Here is a 25,713-nt window from a genome sequence, read left to right as displayed (position 1 = left end):
CGTTTCCGGCACCGGCCTCAGGCCGCGTGCGGGTGGGCCAGCGCGATTCCGTCGCCGACCGGCTCGTACCCCGCCCCGGCGGCCCGCGCGGCGCGCACCCGGAGGCGGTCCCCCGGGAGGAGCACGGCGAGGGCGAGCGGGGAGGCGAGGCGGCGGTGGTGGCGGACGGGCCCGGCCGGGTCCGCCACGTTCTCGACGTCGAGGAACCCCGCCTCGGGGCCGACGAGGAGCCGCACCGCGCACACGAGTTCGTACCCGTCGTCCTCCGTCGGCACCCTGCCGGTGTACACCAGGCTCTCCGACGCGGAGACGACCGCCGTCGCGCGGCCGGCGAGGACCTCCGCCACGGCCGCCGGGTCCGCCGGGTCGAAGCCCAGCAGGCCGCCGCCGAGGTGGTCGCAGTCGGTCCAGCCCGGCGTCCCGGCGCCGTCGGCGGGGTCGCGCAGCGCGTAGAACAGTTCCTCCGCGACCTGGCCGTCGTCCCTGCGGTGGAGGAGCAGCACGAATCCGAGGCCGTCGCGGGTCCGGACGTCCGCGACGACCGGGCCTCCGGTCGCGGCCGTGCGGCCGGACCCCAGGGCCTCCCGGGCGATCACGGCCATCGGGCGTCTCATCGTCCTGCCCCCCGCCGACGGCCCGGACGCTGCCGGGCCGCCGGTGTGTCCCGTGGGTCAGCCCCAGGTCAGGAGCTTGCGGGGGTGTTCGAGGATCGCGGCGACGTCGGCCAGGACGCGGGAGCCCAGTTCGCCGTCCACCAGGCGGTGGTCGAACGAGAGGGCCAGCGTCGTCAGGTGGCGCGGCTTCACCTTCCCCTTGTGCACCCACGGCTTCTCCCGGACCGCGCCGAGCGCGAGGATCGCGGACTCGCCGGGGTTCAGGATCGGCGTGCCCGTGTCGATGCCGAAGACGCCGATGTTGGTGATCGTCACCGTGCCGCCCCGCATGTCGGCGGGCTGCGTACGCCCCTCCCGCGCCGTCGCGACCAGCTCGCCGAGGGCGCGGGCCAGCTCCGGCAGGGTCTTGGCGCCCGCGTCCTTGATGTTCGGCACGATCAGGCCGCGCGGTGTGGCGGCGGCGATCCCCAGGTTGACATAGTCCTTGTGGACGATCTCCTGGTTCGCCTCGTCCCAGGCCGCGTTGACCTCCGGGTGCCGCCGGATCGCGACCAGCAGGGCGCGGGCCACGATCAGCAGGAAGTTGACGCGCAGGCCCGCCAGGTCCTCGTCCTGCCGCAGCCGTTCGACGAGCCGCACCGTGCGCGTCACGTCGACCGTCACGAACTCGCTGACGTGCGGCGCCGTGAACGCGCTGTCCACCATCGCCTGCGCCGTCGCCCGCCGTACGCCCTTCACCGGCACGCGGCGCTCCCGCGCGGCGGTCCCGGGCGCCTCGGGCGCCTCCGGCACCACAGGCGCCTCGGGCTGTGCCGGGACGACCGGGGCGGCCGCCGCGTGCACGTCCTCGCGGGTCACGGTGCCGTCGGGCCCGGTCGGCGTCACGGCCGCCAGGTCCACGCCCAGGTCCTTCGCCAACTTCCGCACCGGCGGCTTGGCCAGCGGCCGGGACGCGGCAGGCTCGGGCTCCGGTTCCGGCTCGGGAACCGCCTCGGGCTCCCGTACGGGCGCCGCCGTCTTGCGCGGCCGCCGCTTCGTCGCCCCGGGCGCCACCCCGTAGCCGACGAGCACCGGCTCCCGCTTCCCCCCGGCGGCGGCCTCGGCCTCCTCACCGGCGGACGGGTCGGTGTCGACGGTGATGATCGCCGTCCCGACGTCCACCGTCGCGCCCTCGGCGAAGTGCACCTCGCGCACCCGCCCGTCGTAGGGGATCGGCAGCTCGACCGCCGCCTTGGCGGTCTCCACCTCCACGACGACCTGCCCGTCGTTCACCATGTCGCCCGGCTGGACGAGCCACTTCAGGATCTCGGCCTCCGTCAGCCCCTCGCCCACGTCGGGCATCCGGAACTCCCGGTAGCGCTGTGCCGCAGCAGCCATCGTCACGACTCTCCTCAGCTCTTTCCTCAGTACGCCAAGGCGCGGTCAACGCCGTCCAGCACCCGGTCGAGCCCGGGAAGGTAGTCCTCCTCTATCCGCGCCGGCGGATAGGGCGCGTGGAAGCCGCCCACCCGCAGCACGGGGGCCTCCAGATGGTAGAAGCACCGCTCGGTGATGCGCGCCGCGATCTCGGCGCCCGCGCCGAAGAACACCGGCGCCTCGTGCGCGACGACCAGGCGGCCCGTCTTCTCCACCGACCGCTGGATCGTGTCGAAGTCGATCGGCGAGACCGACCGCATGTCCACGACCTCAAGGGACGTGCCCTCCTCGGCCGTCGCGTCCGCCGCCTGCAGCGCGGTCCGCACGGTCGGCCCGTACGCCAGCAGCGTCAGGTCGGTGCCCTCGCGGACGACGCGCGCCGCGTGCAGCGGGCCCGGGATGCCGGACGCGTCGACGTCCGCCTTGTCCCAGTAGCGCGCCTTCGGCTCGAAGAAGATCACCGGGTCGTCGCACTCGATGGCCTGCCGCAGCATCCAGTACGCGTCCGACGCGTTCGACGGCGCCACGACCTTCAGGCCCGGCACGTGCGCGAACAGCGCCTCGGGCGACTCGCTGTGGTGCTCCACCGCCCCGATGCCGCCGCCGAACGGGATGCGGATGACGACCGGCAGCTTCACCTTGCCGAGCGCGCGGGCGTGCATCTTCGCGAGCTGCGTGACGATCTGGTCGTACGCCGGGAACACGAAGCCGTCGAACTGGATCTCCGCCACCGGCCGGTAGCCGCGCAGCGCCAGCCCGATCGCGGTGCCGACGATCCCGGACTCGGCGAGCGGCGTGTCGATGACGCGGCCCTCGCCGAAGTCCTTCTGGAGGCCGTCGGTGACGCGGAAGACGCCGCCGAGCTTGCCGACGTCCTCGCCCATCACCAGGACCTTGGGGTCGGCTTCGAGGGCGGTGCGCAGCGCGGCGTTGACGGCCTTGGCGAGGGGGAGCCGTTCGGGGGCCATGTCAGTTCTCCTCCTGCTCGGCGTCGTCGGTGCCGGCGTCGGCGAAGGAGGCGTGGTACGCGGCGAACTGCGCGCGCTCCTCGTCCACCAGGCTGTGCCCGTCCGCGTACGCGTGCTCGAACGCGGACATCGGGTCCGGGTCCGGCATCGTCCTGATGGCCTCCTTGACGCGCCGCGCGAGCGCGTCGCTCTCCTCGTCGAGCCCGGCGAACCACGCCGCGTCCGCCGCGCCCGTCAGCTCCAGGTGGCGCCGCAGCCGCAGCAGCGGGTCCTTGGCCTCCCAGGCCGCCAGCTCGTCGTCGCTGCGGTAGCGCGTCGGGTCGTCCGACGTGGTGTGCGCGCCCATGCGGTACGTGAACGCCTCCACGAGCATCGGCCCCTGACCCGAACGGGCGTGCTCGGCGGCGGCGCGCGTGACGGCGAGGACGGCCAGCACGTCGTTCCCGTCCACCCGCACGCCGGGGAAGCCGTACCCGGCGGCGCGCTGGTAGAGCGGCACGCGGGTCTGCCGCTCGGTGGGCTCGGAGATGGCCCACTGGTTGTTCTGGCAGAAGAACACGACCGGCGCGTTGTAGACGGCCGCGAACGTGAACGCCTCCGCCACGTCGCCCTGGCTGGACGCGCCGTCGCCGAAGTAGGCCAGCACGGCGGCGTCCGCGCCGTCCTTGGCGACACCCATCGCGTACCCGGCCGCGTGCAGGGTCTGCGAGCCGATCACGATGGTGTAGAGGTGGAAGTTGTTGGTGTTCGGGTCCCAGCCGCCGTGGTTGACCCCGCGGAACATGCCCAGCAGCAGCGTCGGGTCCACGCCCCGGCACCAGGCGACGCCGTGCTCGCGGTACGTGGGGAAGACGTAGTCGTCCGGGCGCAGCGCCCGGCCCGAGCCGATCTGCGCGGCCTCCTGGCCCAGCAGCGACGGCCACAGGCCCAGTTCGCCCTGCCGCTGGAGGGCGGTCGCCTCCGCGTCGAACCGCCGGGTCAGCGCCATGTCGCGGTACAGGCCCCGCAGCGCCTCGGCGTCGATGTCGAGCGAGTAGTCCGGGTGTTCGACGCGCTCGCCCTCGGGGGTCAGCAGCTGCACCATGCCGTCGAGCGGCTGACGGGACGACGTGCGCCGGGTGGTGCCCCGGGTGGTGCTCCGGTTCGTGCTCCGGCGCGGCTTGCCGCGCGCGGCTGTGCTCTCCACGGTCACTCGTGCTCCTCCGTCGGTCCGGCCCCCGGGGTCCGCCGGGGAGCCAGTGCGGCTCGCCCGGTCCCGCACGGCGCACGGGGGTGGGTGCGGCGTCCGGAACCGAGCGGGTTCCTGTTGTCCCGTCTCCGTCCCGTCCGACCGCCTCATGAGAGCACGGTATCCATTCGGTCCACAAGCCACGAAAACGGCCCTGACCTGCGGATTTACTGTGATGTCCAAGTACTTTCCCGCCCGGTCGTGCGGCGGGTGGACGGGCGTGCGGCGTGACGTGCGGCGGGGGGACGGATCGGCGCTGGTCCAAGCACTGGTCCAAGGCTCGCAGCGCCGCGGGACCCTTGCACGTTAACCCGGCCAACCGGGTCCCGGGAAGGTTCGCGGCACGGTCGCGCGACGCGTACGGCGGGCGTGCCAGGGGGCGCGCGGGGCGAATTGTGTGAGACTGAACACGTGCCGGAAGACGGAAAAATCAGGGTATTCCTCCTGGACGACCACGAGGTCGTCCGGCGCGGCGTGCGCGAGCTGCTGTCCATGGAACCGGACATCGAGGTCGTCGGCGAGGCCGGGACCGCCGCCGAGGCGCTCGCCCGCGTCCCCGCGGCGCGCCCGGACGTGGCGGTCCTCGACGTGCGGCTGCCGGACGGCACGGGCGTCGAGGTGTGCCGCGACATCAGGTCGCGCGACGAGTCGATCCGCTGCCTGATGCTCACCTCGTACGCGGACGACGAGGCGCTGTTCGACGCGATCATGGCGGGCGCGTCCGGGTACGTCCTCAAGGCGATCAGGAGCAGCGAGCTGCTGTCGGCCGTGCGCGACGTGGCGGCCGGCAAGTCGCTGCTCGACCCGGACGCCACCCGCCGCGTACTCGAACGCCTGCGCGGCGGTCAGGGCGCCCCGGGCGCGGCGGGCGGCGACGAACGGCTGGCGCGGCTCACCGAGCAGGAGCGCCGCATCCTCGACCTCATCGGCGACGGCCTCACCAACCGCGCCATCGGCGAGGAGCTGCATCTCGCCGAGAAGACGATCAAGAACTACGTGTCCAGCGTCCTCGCCAAGCTCGGCATGGAACGCCGCTCGCAGGCCGCCGCGTACGTCGCCCGCCTGCAAGCGGAACGGAAGGACTGACCTGCGGGGACCTCACTCCTCCCAGAGGGTCCCGTGGGGCAGGCCGCGCGCCGTGCGCTCGCGGTCCACGACGAGCTGGATGAGGTCGGACTTGCGCTTGGTGTACGCGAGGCCGTCGCTCTCCTCGGCGGCGATGCTCCGCTTCAGCGCGGCGTACTCGGCGGCCGTCTCGGGGTGGCGGCGGAGGTGGTCGCTGAACAGGCGCTCGTGCCGGGTGTCCCAGGACGCGACGGTGACGATGTGCAGGTGGTGGGTGCGGCGGCCCGCGTCGTCCTCGCGGAAGTAGAAGAAGCGTTCGCGCATGCCGGTCCGCTCGTAGCGGTACCCGAGCCGTTCCAGCACCGCCGCGCGCTCCGGGGTGACGTCGGCCAGCGCGGCGACCGACACCATCAGGTCGATGATCGGCTTGGCCGCCAGCCCCGGCACGGACGTGCTGCCGACGTGCTCCGTCTCCACGAACAACCCGGGCAGGGCCTCCCGCAACTCCGCCACGGCCTCCGCCGCGCGGCCCGGCCAGGAGGGGTCGTAGTCCACTACTTCGATCACGTCGATGGTCATCGGGGCAGCTTAGAAGATCATCTGGGCCACGGCGCACGGGTTTTCCCGTACGCTGCGGCGCGTGATGACGGCTGACGACGTGCTGGAAGTGCTGGGCACGCTACGGGCGGCGGGGACGGCCGTGTGGGTGGGCGGCGGCTGGGGGATCGACGCACTGGTGGGCCACCAGACCCGGGACCACCGCGACCTGGACCTGATGCACCGGGCAGAGCAGGAACCGGCCGTACTGGCGGCCCTGGCCGGGCTGGGCTTCACAGAGACACTGGACCAACGCCCGGTCCGCTTCGTCGTAGCAGACACCCAGGGCCGCGAACTGGACCTGCACCCACTGCACTTCGGCGCGGACGGCAGCGCAACACAGTCCTCCTTGGACCCGGCAACCCCGTTCACGTACCCGGCATCGAGCTTCACGACGGCCACGATCACGGAAACACCCGTCCCATGCCTGTCAGCAGCCCAACAGGTCCACTTCCACCAGGGCTACACCCCAACAGACCGCGACCAGCACGACATGGCACAACTACGCGAGCAATTCGGCATCAGAACCCACTTCTGACTCACGACCTCAGCAACCAAGAACCCCCATGCGGCCAAAGGTAAAACTAAGCAAAGTCCACCCGTTCCTCTCCTGACACTGCAGCTCACGAACTCTCCTCCCCGCACACGCGGGGGTGTTCCTCGACGTGCACCCCTCCAGCGCGCACGAGATGCTCCTCCCCGCACACGCGGGGGTGTTCCCCGGGTGGCCGAGACGATTTCGGACAACCCGACCTCCTCCCCGCACACGCGGGGGTGTTCCCAGGACCGGGCCGGCCACCTCTACATGCACTGCCTCCTCCCCGCACACGCGGGGGTGTTCCCCAGCCGCTCCGGGCCGCGTCGTACGCCGGGCCCTCCTCCCCTCCCCGCGCACGCGGGGGTGTACGCGGCCCTGCGAGAGTTCTGGCCACAGCGGGTGTGTCAGGCGAAGGAGAAGTGCGCGGCGGCTTCGGCGGGTGTGGTTGCTTGGCGGCGGCCGGGGACATCGTGGACGGTGGTCGCGCCCTCGGAGCGGAGCTGGTCGGCAGCGGCGTCCCGGGTCATGAGGGCGGCGTAGGCACGGACGTCTGCGGCGGTGAGGTCCGTGCGGCCTCGTTCGGTGTACTGCTGGAGGAGGTCGGTGGCGTCCGGGGTGAAGCGCAGCATGGTCACCGGGGCGTTGAAACGCCTGGCGATGGCGATGAGTCGTGCGCGTGCCTGCGGCGTGACGTTCGTCGACTCGGCGATTGCGCTGTGTCCGGCGGCGAGCCTGGCGACGATCCTGCGGTCCCGTTCCTCGAAGATCTGCGCGTCCGCCGCGTCGGATTCCGCTTGTGCGGGTGAGGTGCCGAAGAACTCCGCGCGGATCTCGTCGCTGGACACCACGGCTTCCGCCTGGATCTCGCGGCGTGCGATCAGTGCCCGGACGAAGCTGGTCTTTCCCGAGGCTGGTGGGCCGACGAGGACGACGAGTCCTTGCGGCACCCGGATGGCCGGCGCGAGAGCGTTGAGGTGGAGGTTGCCCGCGCAGTCGAGGGCTTCCTCCGGGGAACCGGCCGGGAGTCCGCTGGGCAGGGTGTTGTCCCGGTAACTGTCGTTGCTGGCCAGGTAGAGGGCAAAGCCCCAGCTGTGCAGCATGCCGGTGAAGCGCAGTCGGCACAGTGGCAGGCTCTTCTCGCCGGGCAACTCGGCGACCACGTAGGCAAATCCGGTGCGGAAGCGGACCGTGAGGGCGTCCACGTGGGGCCAGCGTTCGCGGGCATGGCGGTTGAGACGCTGGCGCAGGTGGTGCTGCATCGATTCCGGGGGGTTCTTCGGCACGGGTTGATCCTGCCGGGTGTGTCAGCGCCCCGCCGGTGATCGTCGGCCGTGGAGGACGGGCGACGGGCGGGGACAGCGGTGGCGGTGGCGGTGGCGATCGAGGTGTGGCAGATGGCAGCCATACGTACAGACACGCACTACCGGGACGACTGCGGCATGGCTGCCGAGCGGCGGCTCGCGCTCGTACGGTCCGCCCGGTGCGGCGGACGGGCGGGAAACTGCCTCGACCGTCGTAGCGATCCGGCTCTGGCTCCGGGGGTAGATCCATTATCCCCATGCGGGGAGGCGCCTGTCACCGTTCTGCGGAATGATCTTTATGCCTTATTTGCGCCTTTAGGCTTGCGGGCAACGAGCACAACGCACTGATCGAAAGCGGGGAGTTGAGAGTGGTGCACGACGTTGCCGCGCTGGCCGTGGAACTTGTGGACATGGCTGCAGCCGATCACCAGTCCGCAGTCCGCGCGAACAGCGATGACCCCGCCGAGCAGCTGGTTTGGCGGCGGCTGACCGCCCGGCACGGTGACCGGCTTGGCGAGATCATGGACGACTACGGCTGGCCGACGGCAGAACTGGTCGGCGAGGAGGCCGCACGCGCTGCATGGCTGATCGCCCAGCACGCCGACCGGCAACTCGATGTCCAGCGGCGCGCCCTCCACTTGATGCAGCAGGCGGTGTCGTCAGGCTCAGCCAGCCCGCGCGAGCTGGCGTTCCTGCGTGACCGCACGCTGGTCAACGAGGGCCGCAAGCAGGTCTACGGCACTCAGATCGCCGGCGTGAAGGACGGGGCACCGATTCCGTGGCCCTGTGAAGAGCCCGAGCGCATGGACGAACTCCGTGCGGAAGTCGGCATCGAGCCCTTCGACGAGTACGTCGCCAAGTTCCACCTGGCCTGACGCGCTGTTCCCAGTCGCATGCTGCGGATCACTGCCCGCGGCTCACCTGCCGCAGGCATTGATCCGCCGGACAGGCCCTGGACGAGTACATCCGATGTGACCTCCAAGTCCCGAGAACTGTGGGTGCGGCCGAGCCCGTTCTTCCCGCACGGCGGCATTCCGGTCCCCTACTGCGACGGCGTGACCAGCCAGTCGGTGTACGTACCGCTCGTCAGCGCCGATGCGTTGCGGTTGCTGAGGCCGGGGATTGATGTGGGGGCTGAGTATGTGGTGCGTCAGGCCGCGACGGGTGGGGAGGTGCTGGAGGAGGGGGATTTGTATGAGGATGTGCGTCCGGCGTTGACGGCGTTGCGTGGTCTGGGGGTGCGGGTGGTGGTGGCGGGTAATCAGACGGTGTGGGCGGGGGAGTTGCTGGCGGGGCTGGATCTGCCGGTGGACGCGGTGGCGGTGTCGGGTGCGTGGGGGGTGGCGAAGCCGGACGCGGAGTTCTTCCGCCGGGTCGCCGACCTGGCCGGGGCCGCGCCGGGCGAGGTGCTGTATGTGGGGGATCACCCGGCGAACGACGTGTTCCCGGCGCGTGAGGCGGGTCTGCTGACGGCGCACCTGCGGCGCGGCCCGTGGGGCCACCTGTGGGCGGACGATCAGGCGGTCCGCGCGGCGGCGGACTGGAGCATCGGCGCGCTGACCGACCTGGTGGGCGTGGTGACCACGGCGAACGGCTAGCAACATGTCACCGGCGCGTGACGCGGCATCACGCGCCCTTTCCGGCCCACCACCCCAGGAGCCCACGAGTGCACCCCACACAACGAAAGGTAAAACTAAGCAAAGTCCACCCAGGCCTCTGCGAAACCAGCAGGTCACGAACTCTGCTCCCCGCACACGCGGGGGTGTTCCCTCACCACCGGCCCCCGTGACGCCCATATCGACCTGCTCCCCGCACACGCGGGGGTGTTCCCTCGGCGGCCACCGCGCGGGCGGCGGTATCGGCCTGCTCCCCGCACACGCGGGGGTGTTCCCCCATCCCGACCATCCGCCGCCAGGTCCCACAGCTGCTCCCCGCACACGCGGGGGTGTTCCCGCGCTGCTGGGGCTGGTCGGCAACATCAACAACTGCTCCCCGCACACGCGGGGGTGTTCCCCCGGGCAGGATCGCGTCTCCGGCGGGGATGGTCTGCTCCCCGCACACGCGGGGGTGTACCCCTCTATTCCTGCGCCGACTGCTCGCCCGTCGTTTCCTCGTCGCACACGCGGGAGTGGTTTTGGTGTCGATGAGCTTTGTGAGTGGTCTGGTTCGTGGTTGCCGGGTGGTGGGTGAGGAGTGTGAGGAGGTGTTCGGTGTTGTCGAGGTTGGGGAGGGTGTGGTGGGCTCCGGCGGTGGTGAGGTCTTGGGGGGTGGTGCGGCCGGTGGCGATGGCGATGGTGGGGATGCCGTGGGCGGTGGCGCCTTGGATGTCGGCGGGGGTGTCGCCGATGAGGATGACGTCGTGGGGTTGGTGGATGTGGGCGCGGGTGAGGGCGGTGGCGACGAGTTCGGGGCGGGTGGGGGCGTCGTCGCCGTAGGCGCCGATGTCCCATTGGATGTGCTGGTCGAGGCCGAACGCGGCGAGTTTGACGCGTGCTGATCCGCGGATGTTGCCGGTGACGACGGTCTGTTGGAAGCCGTGTGCGTGCAGGGTGGTGAGGGCGGCGTGGGCGCTGGGCAGGGCGCGTCCTCGGGCCTGGATCTCGGGTACGGCGTCCTGGTGGGCGCGGGTGAGGGTGGCGGCGAAGCGTTGTTCGTCGGGCGGGCTGGTGGTGATGCCGTGGAGGGCGGCGGTCTCGCGGAAGATCACCAGATCGGTCATCCCGTCCACGGCGGCCTGCTGTTCCATCCGCACGCCGGTCACCTCGGCGAACGCCCGCCCGAACAACTCCTTCCCGACCCCCCGCATCTCCACGAGCGTGTGGTCGATGTCCCACAGCAGCAGCACGGTGCGCCTCCGAGGTTCGAGAGCTGTAGTGGGCATTTATGGGGGTGTTCGGCGTTGGGGTGGGGTCAGTCACGGGTGGCGCCGGGTGGCCAGAGGATGGTGACGGGGACGTTGTGGTGTCGGGCGTGGGTGACGACGTCGGCGGTGCCGCCGTGGCCGCGTGCGGGGAGGCCGTCCCATACGGCGATGAGGTGGTCGGTCAGGCCGACCAGGATCTCGCTGCCTGCCATGTGGGCCTGGGAGTCGGATTCGGTGAGGCCGGTGGTGTGGACGTCGGATGCCCGGCGCATCAGCTCGTCGTAGACGGGGTGGTGCCACTGGGGCAGATCGGCGCGGTAGGTGGTGGCGGGGATGACGACTTCGAGTCGCCCTCCGAGGCCGAGCACGGTTTCGGCGAACCAGGCGTCCGGGCCGTCCGCGATGCAGGAGACGCCCGTCAGGTCGTCCGCGTAGGGGGTGAGCCAGGTCTTCAGGTCTTCGCGCACCTGGCGTTCGATCTGCTCGGACAGGCCGCGATGGCCGGTGATTCCGACACGCATCCGGGACCTCACAGGTAGACGTCGTGCAACCGGTCGTCGCGGTTTCGCACGGCGAGGGGGCGGGGGCGGGGCGGTACGGGCTGTGGTTAGTCTCGCCGTATGGCGGTTCGCGCCATGGCCGCCGGTATGCACACCGCCCTGATCCGGCGCGGCCCCTGGGGCACCATCCAGCGGCACGACCCCGCCACCGAACGCGCGACCATGCGCATCGACAGCCTCCTCGAACTTCTGGGATCGGTGGTCCGGTTCAGGGCTTGCTGATGTGCTGACTGCCGCGAGTGGTGGTGTCTGGGCGTGGGCCGGTGTCGTCAGATCAGGTCGCCGTCCTGCCCAGCCCGGGGTGTCAGGTGAGTGCGTGGAGGGCGGTGTCCCAGAAGGCTGTTGTGTCGCCTTGTTTGGGGGTGTGGGGTTCGCCGGGGCCGTGGACGACGTGGACGCCTTGTGCGCGGAGGTTGTCCAGGGCCCGTTCTACGGCTGGTTGTGCGCCGAGTGCGGTGTTCCAGAAGGGTGCGGCGGTGACGGGGATGCCCAGGTGCACGCCTTCGGCGGGCAGGCCGAGGGCGAGGGTGTCGGTGATTCCGGCGGCCCACTTGCACGCGCTGGTCGTGGTCAGCGGCGCGACCAGCATCGCGTCCGCACGCGGCAACGCGTCCGCCTCATGCGGCAGCTTGTACTGCGAACGCACCGGGTGCCCGGTCATCTCCGCCAGTTCCGCAACACGCGGCTCCCACCACCGGGCGGCGGACGGCGTGAGGACCACGCACACCCTCCATCCCGCCTCCCGCGCCCGCGCGATCCCCCGATCGAGGTAACGGGTCGGTCCGGCAGCACATGCGATCAGGTACAGAACACCGCCACTCATGGTCGGGGGGTGGTGTTGATGAGTCCGGCCCATTTGGCGAGTTGGGTGAGTTCGGGTTTGGAGCGGCGGTGGAGTGAGACGAGGACGCGGAGTACTTCGCGTGCCATGGGGTGGATGCGGGCCATCTGGGGTGCTGCTTGGCGGGCGTGCATGAGGGAGATGAGGGCGGCGTCGCGGTCTCCGGCGGCGAGGTGGGCGCGTGCGGCGTCGATGTGGAGGTGGCCGATGCGGGTGGGGGCGAGGCCGGGGAGGTCGGTGCCGGTGAGCTGGTCGGCCATGGCGGCGGCTTTGCGGGGGCGTTCGAGTTCGATGTGGGTGGCGAGTTCGTGGAGGACGAGGTTGCCGGGGCCGAAGGTGAGGTTGTGGCGGTACTGGTCGGCGGGCGGGAGTTGTTCGGTGATGCGGCGGGCGTGGCGGAGGTGGTGCTGGGTGGTGGCGTCGTCGCGGGCGCGGGAGGCGAGGGTGACGGCGCGCAGGTGGAGTGATCCGGCGGCGACGAGTCCGGCGGTGCTGTGGGAGCCGGTGCTGCCGAGGGTGGTCAGCGCCCGGTCGGTGACGGCGAGTCCTTCGAGGTAGTCGCCGGCCGATTGGTAGGTGCCTGCGGCGGACCAGGCGGCGGCCATCTGTGCCACGGGGGTCCAGGTCTGGGTGGCGGCCCATTCCTGGCGGGCGGCGATGACGTCGGCCAGGTCCGGGTAGCCGAGGCGGTGGGCGATGGTGAACGCGCAGCTGTAGGTGTCCACGAGCATCTGCCAGGCTTCGGGCTCGCCGGTGTCGTGGGCGTGGGCGACCGCGCGGCCGATCAGGGCGGGCAGGCCGGGGAGCAGGGTGGCGTAGTCGGTGGAGGCGCGCAGGGCTGAGGCGGTGGCGATGTCGGCCGCCAGGGTCTCGGGCCGCACTTCGCTGATCTGGGGGTGCCGGTGGCGGCGGATCGCCGAGCGCAGTGCGTCGATCAACTCGGGCGCGGGGGACTCGTCGTAGGGCTGCCCGTACAGGACCGACAGCGGGATGCCCAGGGCCGACGCGATGGCGGCGGCCACCGCCGGGCGGCAGGCCCGGTCACCGATCTCGATCTTGCTCAGCAGGGACTTGGAGATCATCGCGCGGTCGGCCAGCCTCTGCTGACCCCATCCCCGCGCCTTCCGCTGGGTGGCGATGTTCCCGCCAACCGCCGTGGGTGCGCTGGCAGCGTGCATGCCTCAAGTCTTCCCCATGACGCCCGCCTACGCCCGTGAACAGCGGCAGTTGACCGCTGAGGTGTGCAACAACTGTGCACATTCGGCGGCGCTCACCGTAGTTGTCTAGTTACCACAGGCAATGGCGGCTGAGAGGGAGACATCCGTTGACAGACCTCGATCACAGGCTGATGCGGCAGGACATCCGCCGCGCTCGCCAGTTGTACGCGGCACAAGTGGAACAGGAAGCGGTGAGCCAGGTCATCACCCGGCTCCAGCGGCACTTGACCGCCCTCCTTCCGTCCTGTTCGGCTCTGATCCCCCGGATGACGAGCCGGAACGACGCGGCCCGTCTCGAAGCGGCCGTCGAGTCCGCGCAGTACCTGCTCGCGAACGAACCCACGGCCGGGGTGATGGCCCGCTTGGTCCACATGCAGCTCCTGTCCGACTCGGTCGCCGCGCTGAGCGGCTGCCTGCGAACGTCGGAGGGCAAGCCGTGACCACCGACTCACCTCTCGTTCTGCCTCTCTGGCTTCCCCCTGACGGTCAGATCCGTATCCGGCCGCTGGGGGAGGTGTTTGATGCGGTGCGGGTGCCGTCTTTCCAGGGGCTGTACGCGTTTCACCGGCTTCGGTTGGCCGGGATCAGCGGGCCGGTGATTGAGGATCCGGCGCATGGGGTCATGTACTGGCTGATCCCGCCGGGTTCGGCGAACGACCGTGGGTGGCCGCCCGGTGCGTTGGCGCTCGGGCGGGGGTACTGCCTCGCTGTTCCGGCCGCCGATCGGGTCGGGGGCCCGTGGGTCGGGGACGGCGAGGTCCGGTGGCTGGTGGTCCAGCCCACCGGGAACTGCCTGACCGACCCGGAGGTGCTGTACCTCGCGTTGGGCCGGGTGTTCGGGGGTCGTTGTGGATGAGATGCCGCGTCCCCGCCCGAGGTTCCTGACGGTGGCGCCGGTGCGGGAGGAGAACCCCAAGATCACCGTCATCACCGGGCTGGAAGGGCCCGTCCTCCCCCGCCCGGAGGCCGAGGCCGAGGGCGACGAGCCGGAGGGTGGTGAGGGGGAGTGAGTCTGTTGCCGCGTTGTATGTACTGCGAGGCCACTGCTGGTGAGTTGGTGGCGGTTGCTCTGGTTGCGTCGGGTTCTGGGCCCGGGTGGACGTATCAGGCGTGTCGCACGTGCCGGGTCTCGGAGAGGCTGGTGCCGTTGGTTGCGCATCCGTCCGACTCGTGGGGTGGGATGCACTACTGGCCCGACGTCGTTCCCCACGAACTGGTGGTGCGGCTGGCCGGGTTGGGGAGTGCGTCGGAGCTGCGGCCGGTCGTGGACCGGCTGTTCCCGGCCGTGGCTGCGGTGTTCCGGCGGGAGGTGGCCCAGTCGGCCGTCGAGGATGCGGTTGAGGACTTGTGGGCTGCGGTGTCGGGGGTGGAGTCGTGATGCCGCATGCCGCCCGGCTTTTCACCGGTGGGGAAGCGGGCGAGGCCCGGGAGTGGGCCCGCGAAGTTCTGGCCGCCTGGGGGTGGGGTGGGGCGGTGCCGGTGGTGGATGTGTTGATCGGTGTTGCGCGTTCGCGGCGGCCGTGGTGGCTGAGTCTGCGTGATCACGGGGATGCGTTGAACGTTCAGGTGTTGCGGGCGCGGACTGCTCGGACCATCCGGTTGCCGGGGCGGGTTGCCGGGGTTGATGACCTCGTGTGGACGTTCGGTACCGTCCCCACCCCGGACGGCCTCTGCATATGGACCACCATCACCCCCGCCGGGCGGGTAGCGTCGGCGTATGGCTGATCACCTCACCGTCCTCACCACCATCGACAGCCGTGACGACGCCGAGGAGTTGGCGCGTTCGGCCGTGGCGGCGCGGCTTGCCGCGTGTGCGCAGGTCGAGGCGCCGGTGACCAGCGTCTACCGGTGGCAGGGTGAGGTGCGGGTGGACGAGGAGTGGCGGGTGACGTTCAAGACGACCGCCGCCCGTTACGCCGCGCTGGAGGCGCATCTCAAGGCCGAGCACAACTACTCCAACCCCGAGATCATCGCCACACCCGTCACCCACGGCAGCGCCGCGTACCTCGCGTGGGTGGACGAGGAGACCGCGTGACGTACCGCGGGCTGATCCTCGACTTCGTCGGCGTGCTGACGGCGGACGTCACGGACGTGATCGGCGAGTGGTGCGTGCGCGAGGGCCTCCCGCCCCAGGCGTGGCACGAGGCGCTGACCCTCGATCCGGAGGGGCGGGAGCGTTATCTCGCCCTGGAGGCAGGCCGGTTGACGCAGGCCGAGTGGAACCGGCACACCGCCGTCCAGCTCGGCCTCGCCGACGCCGACAACCTGATGGGCCGCGTCTGGGCCGACGTGCGGCGCGCGGACGACATGATCGCCCTCGCCGTCGCGGCCCGCGCGGCGGGCATGAAGGTCGCCATGCTGTCGAACAGCTTCGGCCTCGACCCCTACGACCCGTACGCACACGCGGGCGTCTGGGACCTGTTCGATGTCGCCGTCATATCGGAGCGTGAGGGCGTCGCCAAGCCGGATCCGGCGATCTACCAGTTGACGCTGGACCGGATGCGACTCACCGGCGCCGACTGCGTGTTCGTCGACGACCAGCCCGTCAACCTTCCGCCCGCCGCCGCCCTCGGCATCACCACCGTCCACGCGGACGGCGACCCCGGCTACGTCGGCCGGCTCGCCGTGCTGCTCGGGCTCTCCCCGGCGCCGGGCACGCCCCGGGCGGTGTAGTACGCGCGCAGGGCCGCCTCCGTGCCGGAGCCGATGGCCGTCATGATGCGCTGGTAGCGGGCCGACCGCAGGTCACCGGCGACGAGGACGCGCGGGTGCTGGCGGCCGGGCGGGCAGTACCCGTCGTCGTCGCGGACGGCACCTGCGGGCGCGGCCGGGACGCTGCCGATGTTGGCGAACGCGGCGTCGTACCGCAGCCCGCCGCCGTCCGGCAGGGTCAGGCGCGGCGTCGGGACGAGGGTGACGCGCGGGTCGTCGGCGACCTCCTCCGTCTTGTACGCGTCGGCGGGCGGGTAGGGCACCAACAGCCGTACGTCGAGCGCCGGATGGGCACGCAGGAACGTGCCGAGCGGCCGGTCGGCGCCGACCACCAGCCACGTACGTCCCTCGGCGTCGGCCGGGTCCGCCTCCCACAGCGGCGGGAGGCGCAGCCCGGCCGGGGCGTCGATCCAGTCGGCGTCGGCGGGTTGGCAGGGGCCGACGCCGGTGGCGAGGACGGCGTACGGGGCGGTGTGGCGGGAGCCGTCGTCCAGCGTGACGGTCACGGCGTCCGCGCCCGGTTCGACCGCCGTGACGGCCGTGCCCGTGCGGACCTCGCACAGGTCCGAGGCCGCCGCCAGGTCAGCCGTGACCGCGTCGGCCAGTTCGCGGCCGCTGCGGAAGCCGCCGAGGACGTTGCCGAGCGCCGGGATGCCGTACGGCTTCGCGCACAGCCGCTCGTCCCGTTCCACGAGCAGCACCCGCTGCCCGACCCCGGCCGCCGTCAGCGCGGCGGCGCACCCGGCCGGTCCGCCCCCGACCACCACAAGATCCATCCCCCCACCCTCCCACGCCGCGCCTCATCAGCCGGACGTCCTGAGGCGCCGCACCACCCCCGGCGCGGTGTACGTGGTCAGCCCCTCGGCGAGCTGCTCCTCCAGGGCCGCCGCCGAGCGTTCGAAGTGGTCGGCGCGCACGCCCGCGTCGCGGGACGCCCGCGCCATGTTGCGCGCACCGGCCAGCACCACGTCGAGGCCCTGGGCGAACACTGGCTCGGCGTCCGCGTCCGCGTCGACGTCGGCGGCGAGCGTGGGCAGGAGCCGGAGCATGCTCGTCAGCCAGGGCACGAGGAGTTCCGTGAACCCGGCCGCGTCGCCGTCCCCGTGCGAGGTGGCCATGGCGACCGAGTGGAAGAAACCCTCGAACATCATGTCCATCGCGCTGAGCAGGGCGAGGTCGTAGAGCGGGGCCATGCCCGTGTCCGCGCCGAGGTACCGGGCCGCGCCCAGCGCCTCCAGGGTCTCCCGGTGCGCCTCGAAGTGCGCCTTCCGGCCGCTGTAGAGGACGAACGCCTCCGGGGTCGCGATGGTCGACGGGATCGCCATGATGCCGCCGTCCAGATAGGCCGCGCCGTGGTCCGCCGCCCAGGACTCCGCCTCGCGGGCCTGGGCGGGCGTGCCGTTGGTGAGGTTGACCAGGGTCCGGCCGCGCAGGGCGTCGGCGGCGGGCCGGAGGGTGGCGCGCGCGACGTCGTTGTCCAGCAGGCAGACGAGGACCAGCGGGCCGGCGAGGACGGCCTCCTCGACGGTCGCGGCGCGCACGGCCCCGCGCGCCACCAGGTCGTCGGCCTTGGCGGCGCTGCGGTTCCACACGGTGGTGGGGTGTCCGGCGGTGACCAGGGCGTCCGCCAGCGCCCGTCCCATCTCGCCGAGACCCATGACGGTGACTGCTGCCTTGGCCACTGGTGCTCCTGCCGGTTCGCCCGCTTGATCGAATGCCTGCCTCTCACCCTCCGGTACGGGCCGGACTCCGACAAGTACGCACAAAGAAGTGCGTACTTACCCGCGCGTACGGGGATCGCGCCCGCCGGGAACGGGCGGTTCCGGCAGCATGCGGAACAGCAGCCAGCACGCGGCGGGCAGCAGCACCAGCGGCGCCAGGGCCGCTCGCAGGGACGTCGCGTCGGCGAGCGCGCCGATGGCGGGCGTGAACACGCCCCCGACGCTGACGGCCAGGCCGAGCGTGATCCCGCTGGCCGTCCCGACGCGCGACGGCAAGTAGTCCTGACCGAGCGTCACTTGGAGGGAGAACGGGACGTACAGGCCGACCGACGTCAGCGCCACGAACACGTACATCGCCAGACCCGGCGCGCACACCACCCCCGCGACCGCGCCGACCGACAGCAGGCACGCCCGGCGGGCGACCGCCACCCGCCCCCAACGGCCCGCCAGCGCCCCGCCCAGCACCGAACCGACCGCGCCACCCGCGTACAGCACGAACAGCGCCACCGTCCCGGCCGCCGCACCGCCGCCCGTGCGCTGCTCGGCGTAGAGCGAGACGAACGCCCCGAGGCCGACGAACACGACCGAACGGCACGCCACCGCCACCGACAGCTTCACGAACGACGCCCAGTCGTCCTCCCCGCGCCGCGCCGCCGCGCCGTTCCCGCCGGGCCCGCCGGAACGCCCCTCGCCGCCCAGCGCGCGCAGCACCGGCAGGCACAGCAGCGCGCCCGCGAGCGCGGGCAGCACCAGCAGCGGCGTCAGGCGCAGCCCGCCCCCGCCCACCACCGCGCCGACCAGCAGCGGGGCGAGGGCGAAACCGATGTTCCCGCCCGTCGAGAACCAGCCCATCGCGCTGTGACTGCCCCCGCTGGCCAGGCGCGCCACCCGCGCCGACTCCGGGTGGTAGGCCGCCACCCCGACGCCGGACAGCGCCACGCACAGCAGGAGCAGCCCGTACGAGCCGCCCACGCCGCTCAGCGCGACGCCCGCGCCGCCCAGCAGCGTCGCGACGGGCAGCAGCCAGGGCATCGCCCACCGGTCGGTCAGCGCGCCGAACACCGGCTGCACGACGGAGGACAGGAGCGAGGCGGCCAGCACCATGCCGGACACGGTGGCGTAGCCGTAGGCGCGTTCGGCGACGAAGAACGGGACCAGGGACGCGACCGCGCCCTGGTAGACGTCCACGCAGGCGTGCCCGGCGGAGAGGAGGGTGATCGAGGTGTTCCTTCGCACCCGGCCATCGTCGTGAACGGGGTGCCTGTCGCGCTTCCGATAATCTGCCTGATGATGTCGCCTATCCGCCACGATCCCGTCGCGCCCACGCGCACCCAGACCCTCGCGCCGGGCGGCGGGATCGACGCGCACCGGCACGAGGACCACCAGATCGTCTACGCGGGGCGCGGCGTCCTGGCCGTCACGACGGACGCGGGCTCGTGGGTGGCCCCGGCCAACCGCGCCATCTGGGTCCCGGCCGGCACCGTCCACGCGCACCAGGCGCACGGGGAACTCGAACTGCACCTCGTCGGCCTGCCCGTCACCGCCAACCCGCTCGGCCTCGACGCCCCGACCGTCCTCGCTGTGGAGCCGCTGCTACGGGAACTGATCGTCGCCTACACCCGTGCCCCGGACGACGACAGCCCGGAACGGGCGCGGCTGCGCGGGGTGTTGCTCGACCGGCTACGGGCCGCACCACAACAGCCGTTCCACCTGCCCGCACCGACATCCCCGCCACTGCGCGCGCTGTGCGCGATCCTGTACGCGGACCCGGCCGACGCGCGTACGCTGGCCGAGCTGGGCCACGAGGTGGGCGCGAGCGCACGTACGCTGTCGCGCTTGTTCCGCGCGGACCTGGGGATGACATTCCCGCAATGGCGGACGCAACTGCGGTTGCAGCAGGCGCTGGTGCTGCTGGCGGAACGCCACCCGGTGACGACGGTGGCACACCACTGCGGCTGGTCATCGGCAAGCGCCTTCATCGACGCATTCCGCCGCACATTCGGCCACACACCAGGCACTCACACAGCACCGACGACGGGCGGCAATGGTAAAGACGAGTAAAATCCACTCACCCCCCACCTAAACCCGCAGGTCAAGAACTCTCCTCCCCGCACACGCGGGGGTGCTCCGCGAGTCCACCTGAAGAACGCCTCCGGGGCGACCTCCTCCCCGCACACGCGGGGGTGTTCCCGTGCCGCCGGACCTGAAGCCGCAGACGATCCACTCCTCCCCGCACACGCGGGGGTGTTCCCGTGCCGCCGGACCTGAAGCCGCAGACGATCCACTCCTCCCCGCACACGCGGGGGTGTTCCCACCCACAACAGCCCCGACGCGCCCTCCGCGGCCTCCTCCCCGCACACGCGGGGGTGTTCCCCACCCGAGCGAGTCAGCCGGGAGGCTGGTCAGCTCCTCCCCGCACGCGCGGGGGTGTTCCGTTGTTCAGCTGGGCTGCGGACGAGATGGACGGCTCCTCCCCGTACGCGCGGGGGTGTTCCCACCGCCGTGCTGGAGCACATCCAGCACCTGCTCTCCTCCCCGCACACGCGGGGGTGTTCCCCACCAGCGGGCGGTGGTCTGCCGAAGTGCCGCGCTCCTCCCCGCACACGCGGGGGTGTTCCCCACAGGTGATGAGTCCCGTCGGCGGCAACAGCCTCCTCCCCGCACGCGCGGGGATGTACCCCGGGGCCCGGACCTGCGGCTCGTGACCCTGCCCTCCTCCCCGTGATCGCGGGGGTGTTCCCGGCTATATGCCCGCCACGATGCCCGCAGAGCACTGCTCCCCGCCGAGGCGGGGTTGCTCCCGCGCTAACGGTGGCGTACTGGCCCTGGAGCCACCCGTTCCCCGAATATGCGGGGTGTCTCCAGGCTCCGGATGCGGGTGGCCAACTTGCTCACTGAGGAGGGGGCATGCACGCAGGCCGCGTCACCGTGTCGTCGTCGCCCTGTGTTGCGCGCCCCGGCGGGACAGCAGTGAGCTGAGCACCACCAGTGCCCCCGCCACCAGCACCGCCGCTCCCACCGTCCGTAGGGCGACCTGTGCCCCCGTCACGAATGCCGCCAGTACCTCGTCCGTCCGGCCCGGTGTCGCCGCCAGTGCCTGGGCCACCGTGTGCGGGTCCCCGTCCGCCCGTACCGCCTCGGGGAGTGCGGCCACGAAGCGCGAGGTCAGCACCGTTCCGATGACCGCCACCCCCAGCGCACTCCCGAACTCCCGTGTCGTCGCCTGGAGTCCCGCCCCCACCCCCGCCTGCGCCGCAGGCAGCGACCCGGCGATGGCGCCCGACAGCGTGGGCAGCGCCAGCATCACGCCCGTCCCCGTGAGGACGAGCCACGCCGCGTACACGGCGTACGGCGTCCCCGTGCCCGTCGTCGAGAGGCCGAGCATCCCGCCGCCGATGCAGGCGAACGCGAGCGCCAGCGTCACATCCATCCCGATCCGCCCCGCCACACGCCCCGCGTACCGCGCGCCCACGATCAGCGGCACCGTCATCGGGATGATGCCGAGCCCGGTCCGCAGCACGCCGAACCCCTTCCCGTACTGCAGGAACGACGCGTTCACGTAGAACAGCGCGAACATCCCGAAGAACACCGCCGTCATCCCAAGACACGCCCCGCGCAGCGCCGGGAGGCGGAAGAGGCGCGGGTCGAGCAGCGGGTGCGCGACGCGCAGTTCGACCACCACCCACGCCGCGAACAGCACCACCGCGCCCGCGAATCCGGTGACCACCACCGCGCTGCCCCACCCCGCCTCCGGGCCCTCCACCACGCCCAGCAGCAGCGCGACGGACGCGGCGACGAGCAGCAGCGTCCCCCACGGGTCGAGGCGGCGGTCGTCGCGCGGCGATACGGGCGCGACGCGCGCCGCCAGCGCGGCGAGCCCCAGCGCGACCGGCACGGCCGCCGCGAACAGCCACCGCCACGACCCGCCCGCCAGCAGGGCGCCGCCGCCGACGTTCCCGGCGATGCCGCCGATGCCGGTCATGGAGGCCCAGGTGGCGATGGTCGCGGCGCGCCGTCCGGCGGGGACGGCGTGGAGGAGGACGGCGAGGGTGTTCGGCAGGACGGCGGCGGCCCCGACGCCGGTGACGGCCCGCCCGGCGAGCATCAGCGGCACGTTCGGGGCGACCGCCGACAGCAGCGCCCCGGCCGCGAACAGGCCGAGCCCGCCCAGCAGTACGCCCTTCCGCCCGAACCGGTCGCCCGCCGCCCCGCCCGGGATCACGAGGCAGGCGAAGAAGATCACGTACGTGTCCACGATCCACACCAGCGACGACGCGGACGGGCGCAGCCCGCTCGCGGCGAGCGCGGGCACGGCCAGGTTGATCGCGGCGACCATCCCGACGACCAGGACGACGCAGGCGGACATCACCGCCAGCAGGCCCCGGCGCGTGGCGGGGGCGAGGGTTCCGGTAGTTGCCATGCCCCCGACCGTAGGAACGCGGTGGACCCTCGCGCCACGCAACTTCGACAACGCTCACTTGCGTACAGTGCAACCCATGGAACGCGGCACCCTCGACCTCAACCTCCTCCGCGTCTTCGACGCCCTCCTCCAGGACGGCAGCGTCACGGCCGCCGCCGAACGCCTCCACCTCTCCGTCCCGGCCGCCAGCCGCGCCCTCGGCCGCCTGCGCCGCGCGATGGGCGACCCGATCCTCGTCCGGGCGGGGCGCGGGATGGCGCCGACCCCGTTCGCGCTGCGCACCGCCCCGCGCGTACGGGCGCTGCTGGACGAGGCGGCGGCGCTGATCAGCGCCGACCGGGCGATCTCCCCGGCCGACCTGGAGCGGACGTTCACCCTCCGCATCAACGACGGCGTGTCCGCCACGCTCGCGGCGGCGGCCATCGAGGCGACGGCGTCGGCCGCGCCAGGGGTGACGCTGCGCTTCGTCCCGGAGGGCGACGAGAGCGTGGAGGCGCTGCGGGACGGCACGATCGACATGGACATCGGCGTCGGCGAGGCCCCCGCCGCCGACATCCGGGCGGCGCCGCTGTACGAGGAACGGGTCGTCGGCATCGTCCGGGCGGACAGCGCCCTGGGGCGGGACGCGCCGCCGACGCTGGCGCAGCTGTGCGCACACCCGCACGTCTCGGCGTCGCGGCGGGGGCGGGCGCGGGGGCCGCTGGACGAGGCGCTGGAGGCGGCGGGGCTGCGGCGGCATGTGGCGGCGGTGGTGCCGACGTTCGCGGCGGCGCTGCTGGTGGCGACGAGCCGGTACGTGGCGCTGGTGCCGCGCCGGCTGGCGGAGCAGTACGGGACGGCGCTCGGCCTGCGCTGGTTCCCGATCCCGGCGGACCTCCCGCCCGTGCACGTACGCCTGCTGTGGCACACACGCCTGGACACGGACCCGGCACACGGCTGGCTGCGCGAGACGATCCAACGGGCGCTGGCGTGAGAGGAGTTCACTATGCTGCCGGTGATCCACCGAACGCGGGAACGCAGGGCGATCAGGGTGCCGCCGCGCCTCCTCTTCCCCGCACGCGCGGGGGTCTTTCCAGTAGTCACCGCGAGGTGTCGTCCGGGGTGAAAGTGAAGTTCAACCATGCCGCGCGATAGTTGCGGTCATGTCGGCGAAGGGGCCTTTTGATGTGGGATCCGGCGGTGTACGCCGCAGTCGAGGGCAAGTTGGGAGCCGGGTTCGAGGACGAACCGGAAAAACTCCGAGGGCTCGATGTCCTGACCGTCAACCATGCCCGAAGTCTCGACGGCATATCGGCATGCCGCGATCTGCGCATCCTCGTGCTGTCCGGTTGTGAGCTGAAAGGACTCGACGAGCTGTCCTCCCTGACCTCGCTCGGCCTCCTTTCCGTGTCCGACTGCGCCGTGGACAGCATCGAGGCGATCGGCCACACCGGCGTACACACCGTGCACATCCAGCGATCGAGGGTGACCGACATCAGCACTCTTCTGCAGTGCTCGCAACTGATGGAGGTGAAGCTGGACGGGACGGATCTCTCCGACGACGCGTATGAGACGGTGATTCCCGGACTCCGGAAAAGCGGTTGCTACCTCACCTTCCCCGACGAAACCGAGCGGGAACTCACCTCACTTCTGCGCCAGTCGGGAATGCTCGTCAACTACTACAAGCGGGGAACGGACTACCGGCTGTGCCGCCCGGGTCTTTCTCTCAGTGAGCGGCCGGAGGTCAACCATCCCGTGATCTCTCCCGAAGAACTCCGGGAAATGCTTTCGACTGAACCCGCACAAGTCCCCACGCTTTTCGAGCGCTCCCTCTGACCAGCAGTGCGGCTGCCTGTGCCCCCGGCCCGGCCGCCCGGTGGGTCAGGTGGTGGGGAAGGCGTAGCCGGTGAAGTCGGTGAGGTGGGCGTAGCCGAGGCGTCGGTAGAGGGCGTTGCTCGTCGCGTTGGCCGGGTCGGCGAAGAGGACGACGTCCGTCGCGCCCGCCGCCAGTGCGGACCGGCTCACCTCCGCCGTCACCGCCGCCGCGTAGCCCCGGCCCCGCAGGCGGGCCGGGGTGTACACCGGGTCCACGCGGATCATCCCGCCGACCATCGCCGTCGTCCCCGCCATCGACACCGGCGTCCCGTCCGGCGTCTCCCAGAACGTGAACCGCTTGTCCGCGAACCGCGAGTCCGCCCACGTGGCGGCGGTGACGGCCGGGGTCTCCCCGACGGCGGACACGAACTCGTCGCACCAGCGCATCAGTTCCTTCCGGTCCTCCTCGCCCGGGACGCGCCCCCGCCCCGCCGGCCGCGGTTCCGGCGGGGTGAGGGTCCCGAGGCGGTAGAGGCGTCCGCGCCAGAAGTCCACGCGGGCCGCGCCCGTACGCCGTTCCCACGCGTCGGCGAACGCGCCCGCCGTGCCGTGGTCCGCGACGACGCCCGCGACGGGACCGCCGAGGTCGGCCAGCCGCGCGGCCAGCACTTCGGCCTCCGGCGGGGACAGCGGTGTGAGGGTCACGCGCCGCGACGAGGGCTGGTAGAAGACGGCCCGCACCTCCCCGTCCGTCTCCAGCCGCCCGAAGAGGGCCCGCTCGCCGCGCGCCCGCAGCCGTTCGACCGTCGTCAGCTGCGTGTGGTGGAGGGCGGGCCGGGACCGCAGGAAGTCCCCGGCGCGGGCAAGGAAGTCGTCGATGTCCTCGGTGAGGTGCCAGTCGTCGTGAGGCATGCGGCACCTTAGCCGAACGCCGTGGGCGCGTCAGTGGCAGTGCCCGCCCCGCCCGAGGGTGTCGGCGGGTGTCACGCCGGGCCGCGTCCACTGCGGCACGGGGCGGCCGGTCGGGCCCCAGGTGGGGTTGCCGTCCACGTCGGTGCGCCAGTACCAGCAGACGTCGCGCCCCTCCGGCCAGCCTTCGGGGTTGTCCTCCCACGCCTCGCGGCGGCCGTAGGGCGTCATGTCGAGGAGGGCGAAGGCCGGGCTGGTCGGCTCGTTGCCCCGACCGGTGGTGGAGTACGTGAGGAACGTACGGTCGCCGTCGCGCAGATAGACCGCGAGGTGCCCCATCTCGCCGCCGACCGGCTCCTCCACGCCGCGCACCGAGTACCAGGGCTGCGTGTAGCCCATGAACTCGGTGTACGGCGGGATCTCCTCCCACGGCCCCGTCGTCACGATGGCGAACGAGACGCCGCGCGCGTTCAGGTACACCGCGTCCCGCAGGTGCCAGGCCGTCCAGGTGCAGCCCTCGCACTGGCCCTGGGGCGGCGCGCCGTCGTACCACATGTGCTTGTAGACGACGAGTTCGTCACGGCCCTCGAACAGGTCCAGGAACGGAACCGGCCCGTCCGGACCGACGACCTCCACCGTCCCGTCGAACTCCACCATCGGCAGCCGGCGACGGGCGGCGGCGATGGCATCGCCCTCGTGGGTGTGGGCCTTCTCGCGGACCAGCAGCTCGTCACGGGCGGCCTGCCAGGTGGCCAGATCGACAACGGGCGGCCGACCGGGGGTCGGGGTGGTGGTCATGGGGTCCTCCGTGCTGTCTCGAACGCCGCCACACGACGACGCACGGAGTCAGACTCACGCCCCACCGAGAACTCATCGGTCTACCCACCACCCCCACCGACAGGGCAGCACCCGACCGCCACAGCACGGCGTACGGGAACACCCCCGCGTG

Annotated in this window: 29 protein-coding genes, 1 pseudogene and 4 CRISPR repeat arrays (1 of these 34 only partly in view); of the genes and pseudogenes, 14 read left to right on the top strand and 16 right to left on the bottom strand. The window is 72.0% G+C overall.

Annotation, left to right across the window (positions count from 1 at the left end):
- Positions 1-17 precede the first annotated feature (17 nt).
- The 4 genes from ACIBPC_RS08180 to pdhA all read right to left on the bottom strand — a co-directional run bounded on the left by ACIBPC_RS08180 (position 18) and on the right by pdhA (position 4,190).
- Positions 18-602, bottom strand: a complete 585-nt coding sequence (locus ACIBPC_RS08180) for a hypothetical protein (protein WP_398842103.1) — start codon at positions 600-602, stop codon at positions 18-20.
- 69 nt (positions 603-671) lie between these two features.
- Positions 672-1,991 (bottom strand): dihydrolipoamide acetyltransferase family protein, encoded by a 1,320-nt coding sequence (locus ACIBPC_RS08175; RefSeq protein ID WP_398842101.1) that lies wholly within the window; start codon positions 1,989-1,991, stop codon positions 672-674.
- Positions 1,992-2,017: 26 nt separating this feature from the next.
- Positions 2,018-2,998 carry an alpha-ketoacid dehydrogenase subunit beta gene (locus tag ACIBPC_RS08170; RefSeq protein ID WP_398842099.1) on the bottom strand — a complete coding sequence of 327 codons (981 nt, stop codon included), beginning with the start codon at positions 2,996-2,998 and terminating at the stop codon, positions 2,018-2,020.
- 1 nt (position 2,999) lies between these two features.
- A complete protein-coding gene (gene pdhA, locus ACIBPC_RS08165; RefSeq protein ID WP_398842097.1) occupies positions 3,000-4,190 on the bottom strand; it encodes a pyruvate dehydrogenase (acetyl-transferring) E1 component subunit alpha in 1,191 nt (396 codons plus the stop codon).
- A 447-nt stretch (positions 4,191-4,637) separates the two neighbouring features.
- Between pdhA and ACIBPC_RS08160 the strand changes: the two genes are divergently transcribed.
- Complete coding sequence (locus ACIBPC_RS08160) at positions 4,638-5,312, top strand: response regulator transcription factor (RefSeq protein ID WP_362956985.1); 675 nt, start codon at positions 4,638-4,640, stop codon at positions 5,310-5,312.
- Positions 5,313-5,324: 12 nt separating this feature from the next.
- On the opposite strand, the gene ACIBPC_RS08155 is transcribed toward ACIBPC_RS08160, so the two are convergent.
- Positions 5,325-5,870 carry a GrpB family protein gene (locus tag ACIBPC_RS08155; RefSeq protein ID WP_398842096.1) on the bottom strand — a complete coding sequence of 182 codons (546 nt, stop codon included), beginning with the start codon at positions 5,868-5,870 and terminating at the stop codon, positions 5,325-5,327.
- A gap of 64 nt (positions 5,871-5,934) precedes the next feature.
- Between ACIBPC_RS08155 and ACIBPC_RS08150 the strand changes: the two genes are divergently transcribed.
- Positions 5,935-6,426 (top strand): nucleotidyltransferase domain-containing protein, encoded by a 492-nt coding sequence (locus ACIBPC_RS08150; protein ID WP_398843012.1) that lies wholly within the window; start codon positions 5,935-5,937, stop codon positions 6,424-6,426.
- 94 nt (positions 6,427-6,520) lie between these two features.
- A CRISPR array of direct repeats spans positions 6,521-6,797; the repeat unit is 28 nt; unit sequence CTCCTCCCCGCACACGCGGGGGTGTTCC.
- Positions 6,798-6,830: 33 nt separating this feature from the next.
- On the opposite strand, the gene ACIBPC_RS08145 is transcribed toward ACIBPC_RS08150, so the two are convergent.
- Positions 6,831-7,709, bottom strand: coding sequence for an AAA family ATPase (locus ACIBPC_RS08145; RefSeq protein WP_398842094.1), 879 nt, complete (start codon positions 7,707-7,709; stop codon positions 6,831-6,833).
- 386 nt (positions 7,710-8,095) lie between these two features.
- On the opposite strand from ACIBPC_RS08145, the gene ACIBPC_RS08140 reads away from it, so the two are divergent.
- Both ACIBPC_RS08140 and ACIBPC_RS08135 read left to right on the top strand, forming a co-directional pair.
- The gene (locus ACIBPC_RS08140; protein WP_398842093.1) at positions 8,096-8,602 is read left to right on the top strand and encodes a DUF6624 domain-containing protein; all 507 of its coding nucleotides are present in this window, start codon (positions 8,096-8,098) and stop codon (positions 8,600-8,602) included.
- 96 nt (positions 8,603-8,698) lie between these two features.
- Positions 8,699-9,325, top strand: coding sequence for an HAD family hydrolase (locus ACIBPC_RS08135; protein WP_398842091.1), 627 nt, complete (start codon positions 8,699-8,701; stop codon positions 9,323-9,325).
- Positions 9,326-9,468: 143 nt separating this feature from the next.
- Positions 9,469-9,863: a CRISPR direct-repeat array (repeat unit 29 nt; unit sequence CTGCTCCCCGCACACGCGGGGGTGTTCCC).
- Between the two features lie 142 nt (positions 9,864-10,005).
- Here ACIBPC_RS08135 and ACIBPC_RS08130 read toward each other — a convergent pair.
- Both ACIBPC_RS08130 and ACIBPC_RS08125 read right to left on the bottom strand, forming a co-directional pair.
- Positions 10,006-10,533 (bottom strand): annotated as a pseudogene (locus tag ACIBPC_RS08130) (HAD family hydrolase); the annotation flags it as partial.
- Between the two features lie 104 nt (positions 10,534-10,637).
- Positions 10,638-11,111 (bottom strand): hypothetical protein, encoded by a 474-nt coding sequence (locus ACIBPC_RS08125; RefSeq protein WP_398842090.1) that lies wholly within the window; start codon positions 11,109-11,111, stop codon positions 10,638-10,640.
- A gap of 99 nt (positions 11,112-11,210) precedes the next feature.
- Between ACIBPC_RS08125 and ACIBPC_RS08120 the strand changes: the two genes are divergently transcribed.
- Positions 11,211-11,372: a hypothetical protein gene (locus ACIBPC_RS08120; RefSeq protein ID WP_398842089.1), complete on the top strand. Its 162-nt coding sequence runs from the start codon at positions 11,211-11,213 to the stop codon at positions 11,370-11,372.
- Between the two features lie 82 nt (positions 11,373-11,454).
- On the opposite strand, the gene ACIBPC_RS08115 is transcribed toward ACIBPC_RS08120, so the two are convergent.
- Both ACIBPC_RS08115 and ACIBPC_RS08110 read right to left on the bottom strand, forming a co-directional pair.
- Positions 11,455-11,973 carry a flavoprotein gene (locus tag ACIBPC_RS08115; protein WP_398842088.1) on the bottom strand — a complete coding sequence of 173 codons (519 nt, stop codon included), beginning with the start codon at positions 11,971-11,973 and terminating at the stop codon, positions 11,455-11,457.
- Positions 11,970-13,169 carry a helix-turn-helix domain-containing protein gene (locus ACIBPC_RS08110; RefSeq protein WP_398842087.1) on the bottom strand — a complete coding sequence of 400 codons (1,200 nt, stop codon included), beginning with the start codon at positions 13,167-13,169 and terminating at the stop codon, positions 11,970-11,972. Before ACIBPC_RS08110 ends, ACIBPC_RS08115 begins: the two co-directional genes overlap by 4 nt.
- A gap of 170 nt (positions 13,170-13,339) precedes the next feature.
- Here ACIBPC_RS08110 and ACIBPC_RS08105 point away from each other — a divergent pair, with 170 nt between their 5' ends.
- The 6 genes from ACIBPC_RS08105 to ACIBPC_RS08080 all read left to right on the top strand — a co-directional run bounded on the left by ACIBPC_RS08105 (position 13,340) and on the right by ACIBPC_RS08080 (position 15,881).
- Positions 13,340-13,648 carry a DUF6415 family natural product biosynthesis protein gene (locus ACIBPC_RS08105; RefSeq protein WP_398843009.1) on the top strand — a complete coding sequence of 103 codons (309 nt, stop codon included), beginning with the start codon at positions 13,340-13,342 and terminating at the stop codon, positions 13,646-13,648.
- Positions 13,645-14,064: a hypothetical protein gene (locus tag ACIBPC_RS08100; protein WP_398842085.1), complete on the top strand. Its 420-nt coding sequence runs from the start codon at positions 13,645-13,647 to the stop codon at positions 14,062-14,064. Before ACIBPC_RS08105 ends, ACIBPC_RS08100 begins: the two co-directional genes overlap by 4 nt.
- 1 nt (position 14,065) lies before the next feature.
- Positions 14,066-14,218 (top strand): hypothetical protein, encoded by a 153-nt coding sequence (locus tag ACIBPC_RS08095; protein ID WP_398842083.1) that lies wholly within the window; start codon positions 14,066-14,068, stop codon positions 14,216-14,218.
- Between the two features lie 170 nt (positions 14,219-14,388).
- The gene (locus tag ACIBPC_RS08090) at positions 14,389-14,586 is read left to right on the top strand and encodes a hypothetical protein (RefSeq protein ID WP_398842082.1); all 198 of its coding nucleotides are present in this window, start codon (positions 14,389-14,391) and stop codon (positions 14,584-14,586) included.
- A gap of 339 nt (positions 14,587-14,925) precedes the next feature.
- Positions 14,926-15,243 (top strand): divalent-cation tolerance protein CutA, encoded by a 318-nt coding sequence (cutA, locus tag ACIBPC_RS08085; protein ID WP_398842080.1) that lies wholly within the window; start codon positions 14,926-14,928, stop codon positions 15,241-15,243.
- Complete coding sequence (locus tag ACIBPC_RS08080) at positions 15,240-15,881, top strand: HAD-IA family hydrolase (RefSeq protein ID WP_398842078.1); 642 nt, start codon at positions 15,240-15,242, stop codon at positions 15,879-15,881. The genes cutA and ACIBPC_RS08080 overlap by 4 nt, the downstream gene beginning before the upstream one ends.
- Here ACIBPC_RS08080 and ACIBPC_RS08075 read toward each other — a convergent pair.
- The 3 genes from ACIBPC_RS08075 to ACIBPC_RS08065 all read right to left on the bottom strand — a co-directional run bounded on the left by ACIBPC_RS08075 (position 15,815) and on the right by ACIBPC_RS08065 (position 18,877).
- Positions 15,815-16,696: an FAD-dependent oxidoreductase gene (locus tag ACIBPC_RS08075; RefSeq protein WP_398842076.1), complete on the bottom strand. Its 882-nt coding sequence runs from the start codon at positions 16,694-16,696 to the stop codon at positions 15,815-15,817. The genes ACIBPC_RS08080 and ACIBPC_RS08075 overlap by 67 nt on opposite strands.
- A 27-nt stretch (positions 16,697-16,723) precedes the next feature.
- Complete coding sequence (locus ACIBPC_RS08070; RefSeq protein WP_398842074.1) at positions 16,724-17,602, bottom strand: NAD(P)-dependent oxidoreductase; 879 nt, start codon at positions 17,600-17,602, stop codon at positions 16,724-16,726.
- A gap of 96 nt (positions 17,603-17,698) precedes the next feature.
- Positions 17,699-18,877 (bottom strand): MFS transporter, encoded by a 1,179-nt coding sequence (locus ACIBPC_RS08065; RefSeq protein ID WP_398842072.1) that lies wholly within the window; start codon positions 18,875-18,877, stop codon positions 17,699-17,701.
- Between the two features lie 54 nt (positions 18,878-18,931).
- On the opposite strand from ACIBPC_RS08065, the gene ACIBPC_RS08060 reads away from it, so the two are divergent.
- Positions 18,932-19,702, top strand: coding sequence for an AraC family transcriptional regulator (locus ACIBPC_RS08060; RefSeq protein WP_398843007.1), 771 nt, complete (start codon positions 18,932-18,934; stop codon positions 19,700-19,702).
- A 40-nt stretch (positions 19,703-19,742) separates the two neighbouring features.
- Positions 19,743-20,443: direct repeats of the CRISPR family, unit length 28 nt; unit sequence CTCCTCCCCGCACACGCGGGGGTGTTCC.
- Positions 20,444-20,564: 121 nt separating this feature from the next.
- On the opposite strand, the gene ACIBPC_RS08055 is transcribed toward ACIBPC_RS08060, so the two are convergent.
- Complete coding sequence (locus tag ACIBPC_RS08055; protein WP_398842071.1) at positions 20,565-22,061, bottom strand: MFS transporter; 1,497 nt, start codon at positions 22,059-22,061, stop codon at positions 20,565-20,567.
- Between the two features lie 76 nt (positions 22,062-22,137).
- Here ACIBPC_RS08055 and ACIBPC_RS08050 point away from each other — a divergent pair, with 76 nt between their 5' ends.
- Together ACIBPC_RS08050 and ACIBPC_RS08045 are read left to right on the top strand one after the other, a co-directional pair.
- Complete coding sequence (locus ACIBPC_RS08050) at positions 22,138-23,034, top strand: LysR family transcriptional regulator (RefSeq protein ID WP_398842069.1); 897 nt, start codon at positions 22,138-22,140, stop codon at positions 23,032-23,034.
- A 191-nt stretch (positions 23,035-23,225) separates the two neighbouring features.
- On the top strand, positions 23,226-23,876 hold the full coding sequence (locus tag ACIBPC_RS08045) for a hypothetical protein (RefSeq protein ID WP_398842068.1): 651 nt from the start codon (positions 23,226-23,228) through the stop codon (positions 23,874-23,876).
- Between the two features lie 45 nt (positions 23,877-23,921).
- Here ACIBPC_RS08045 and ACIBPC_RS08040 read toward each other — a convergent pair whose 3' ends face one another.
- Together ACIBPC_RS08040 and ACIBPC_RS08035 are read right to left on the bottom strand one after the other, a co-directional pair.
- Positions 23,922-24,767, bottom strand: a complete 846-nt coding sequence (locus ACIBPC_RS08040; RefSeq protein WP_398842066.1) for a GNAT family N-acetyltransferase — start codon at positions 24,765-24,767, stop codon at positions 23,922-23,924.
- Positions 24,768-24,797: 30 nt separating this feature from the next.
- Positions 24,798-25,562 carry a DUF899 family protein gene (locus tag ACIBPC_RS08035; protein WP_398842065.1) on the bottom strand — a complete coding sequence of 255 codons (765 nt, stop codon included), beginning with the start codon at positions 25,560-25,562 and terminating at the stop codon, positions 24,798-24,800.
- A gap of 133 nt (positions 25,563-25,695) precedes the next feature.
- Positions 25,696-25,713: direct repeats of the CRISPR family, unit length 29 nt; it runs 439 nt beyond the window's last position.

It is taken from the genome of Streptomyces sp. NPDC049879, from assembly GCF_044461265.1.
In the GTDB taxonomy this organism is placed as follows: Bacteria; Actinomycetota; Actinomycetes; order Streptomycetales; family Streptomycetaceae; genus Streptomyces.
The sequence above is the reverse complement of the archived record's forward strand: the minus strand, read 5'-3'. Positions and strand labels throughout refer to the sequence as shown.

Bases quoted from the DNA above. Each gene is read 5' to 3' on its own strand.
- ACIBPC_RS08180 (WP_398842103.1), bottom strand. From the start codon at position 602: ATGGCCGTGATCGCCCGGGAGGCCCTGGGGTCCGGCCGCACGGCCGCG.
- ACIBPC_RS08175 (WP_398842101.1), bottom strand. From the start codon at position 1,991: ATGGCTGCTGCGGCACAGCGCTACCGGGAGTTCCGGATGCCCGACGTG.
- ACIBPC_RS08170 (WP_398842099.1), bottom strand. From the start codon at position 2,998: ATGGCCCCCGAACGGCTCCCCCTCGCCAAGGCCGTCAACGCCGCGCTG.
- ACIBPC_RS08155 (WP_398842096.1), bottom strand. From the start codon at position 5,870: ATGACCATCGACGTGATCGAAGTAGTGGACTACGACCCCTCCTGGCCG.
- ACIBPC_RS08150 (WP_398843012.1), top strand. From the start codon at position 5,935: ATGACGGCTGACGACGTGCTGGAAGTGCTGGGCACGCTACGGGCGGCG.
- ACIBPC_RS08125 (WP_398842090.1), bottom strand. From the start codon at position 11,111: ATGCGTGTCGGAATCACCGGCCATCGCGGCCTGTCCGAGCAGATCGAA.
- ACIBPC_RS08120 (WP_398842089.1), top strand. From the start codon at position 11,211: ATGGCGGTTCGCGCCATGGCCGCCGGTATGCACACCGCCCTGATCCGG.
- ACIBPC_RS08115 (WP_398842088.1), bottom strand. From the start codon at position 11,973: ATGAGTGGCGGTGTTCTGTACCTGATCGCATGTGCTGCCGGACCGACC.
- ACIBPC_RS08110 (WP_398842087.1), bottom strand. From the start codon at position 13,169: ATGCACGCTGCCAGCGCACCCACGGCGGTTGGCGGGAACATCGCCACC.
- ACIBPC_RS08105 (WP_398843009.1), top strand. From the start codon at position 13,340: ATGCGGCAGGACATCCGCCGCGCTCGCCAGTTGTACGCGGCACAAGTG.
- ACIBPC_RS08095 (WP_398842083.1), top strand. From the start codon at position 14,066: ATGCCGCGTCCCCGCCCGAGGTTCCTGACGGTGGCGCCGGTGCGGGAG.
- ACIBPC_RS08090 (WP_398842082.1), top strand. From the start codon at position 14,389: ATGCACTACTGGCCCGACGTCGTTCCCCACGAACTGGTGGTGCGGCTG.
- cutA (WP_398842080.1), top strand. From the start codon at position 14,926: ATGGCTGATCACCTCACCGTCCTCACCACCATCGACAGCCGTGACGAC.
- ACIBPC_RS08075 (WP_398842076.1), bottom strand. From the start codon at position 16,696: ATGGATCTTGTGGTGGTCGGGGGCGGACCGGCCGGGTGCGCCGCCGCG.
- ACIBPC_RS08060 (WP_398843007.1), top strand. From the start codon at position 18,932: ATGTCGCCTATCCGCCACGATCCCGTCGCGCCCACGCGCACCCAGACC.
- ACIBPC_RS08055 (WP_398842071.1), bottom strand. From the start codon at position 22,061: ATGGCAACTACCGGAACCCTCGCCCCCGCCACGCGCCGGGGCCTGCTG.
- ACIBPC_RS08050 (WP_398842069.1), top strand. From the start codon at position 22,138: ATGGAACGCGGCACCCTCGACCTCAACCTCCTCCGCGTCTTCGACGCC.
- ACIBPC_RS08045 (WP_398842068.1), top strand. From the start codon at position 23,226: ATGTGGGATCCGGCGGTGTACGCCGCAGTCGAGGGCAAGTTGGGAGCC.
- ACIBPC_RS08040 (WP_398842066.1), bottom strand. From the start codon at position 24,767: ATGCCTCACGACGACTGGCACCTCACCGAGGACATCGACGACTTCCTT.
- ACIBPC_RS08035 (WP_398842065.1), bottom strand. From the start codon at position 25,562: ATGACCACCACCCCGACCCCCGGTCGGCCGCCCGTTGTCGATCTGGCC.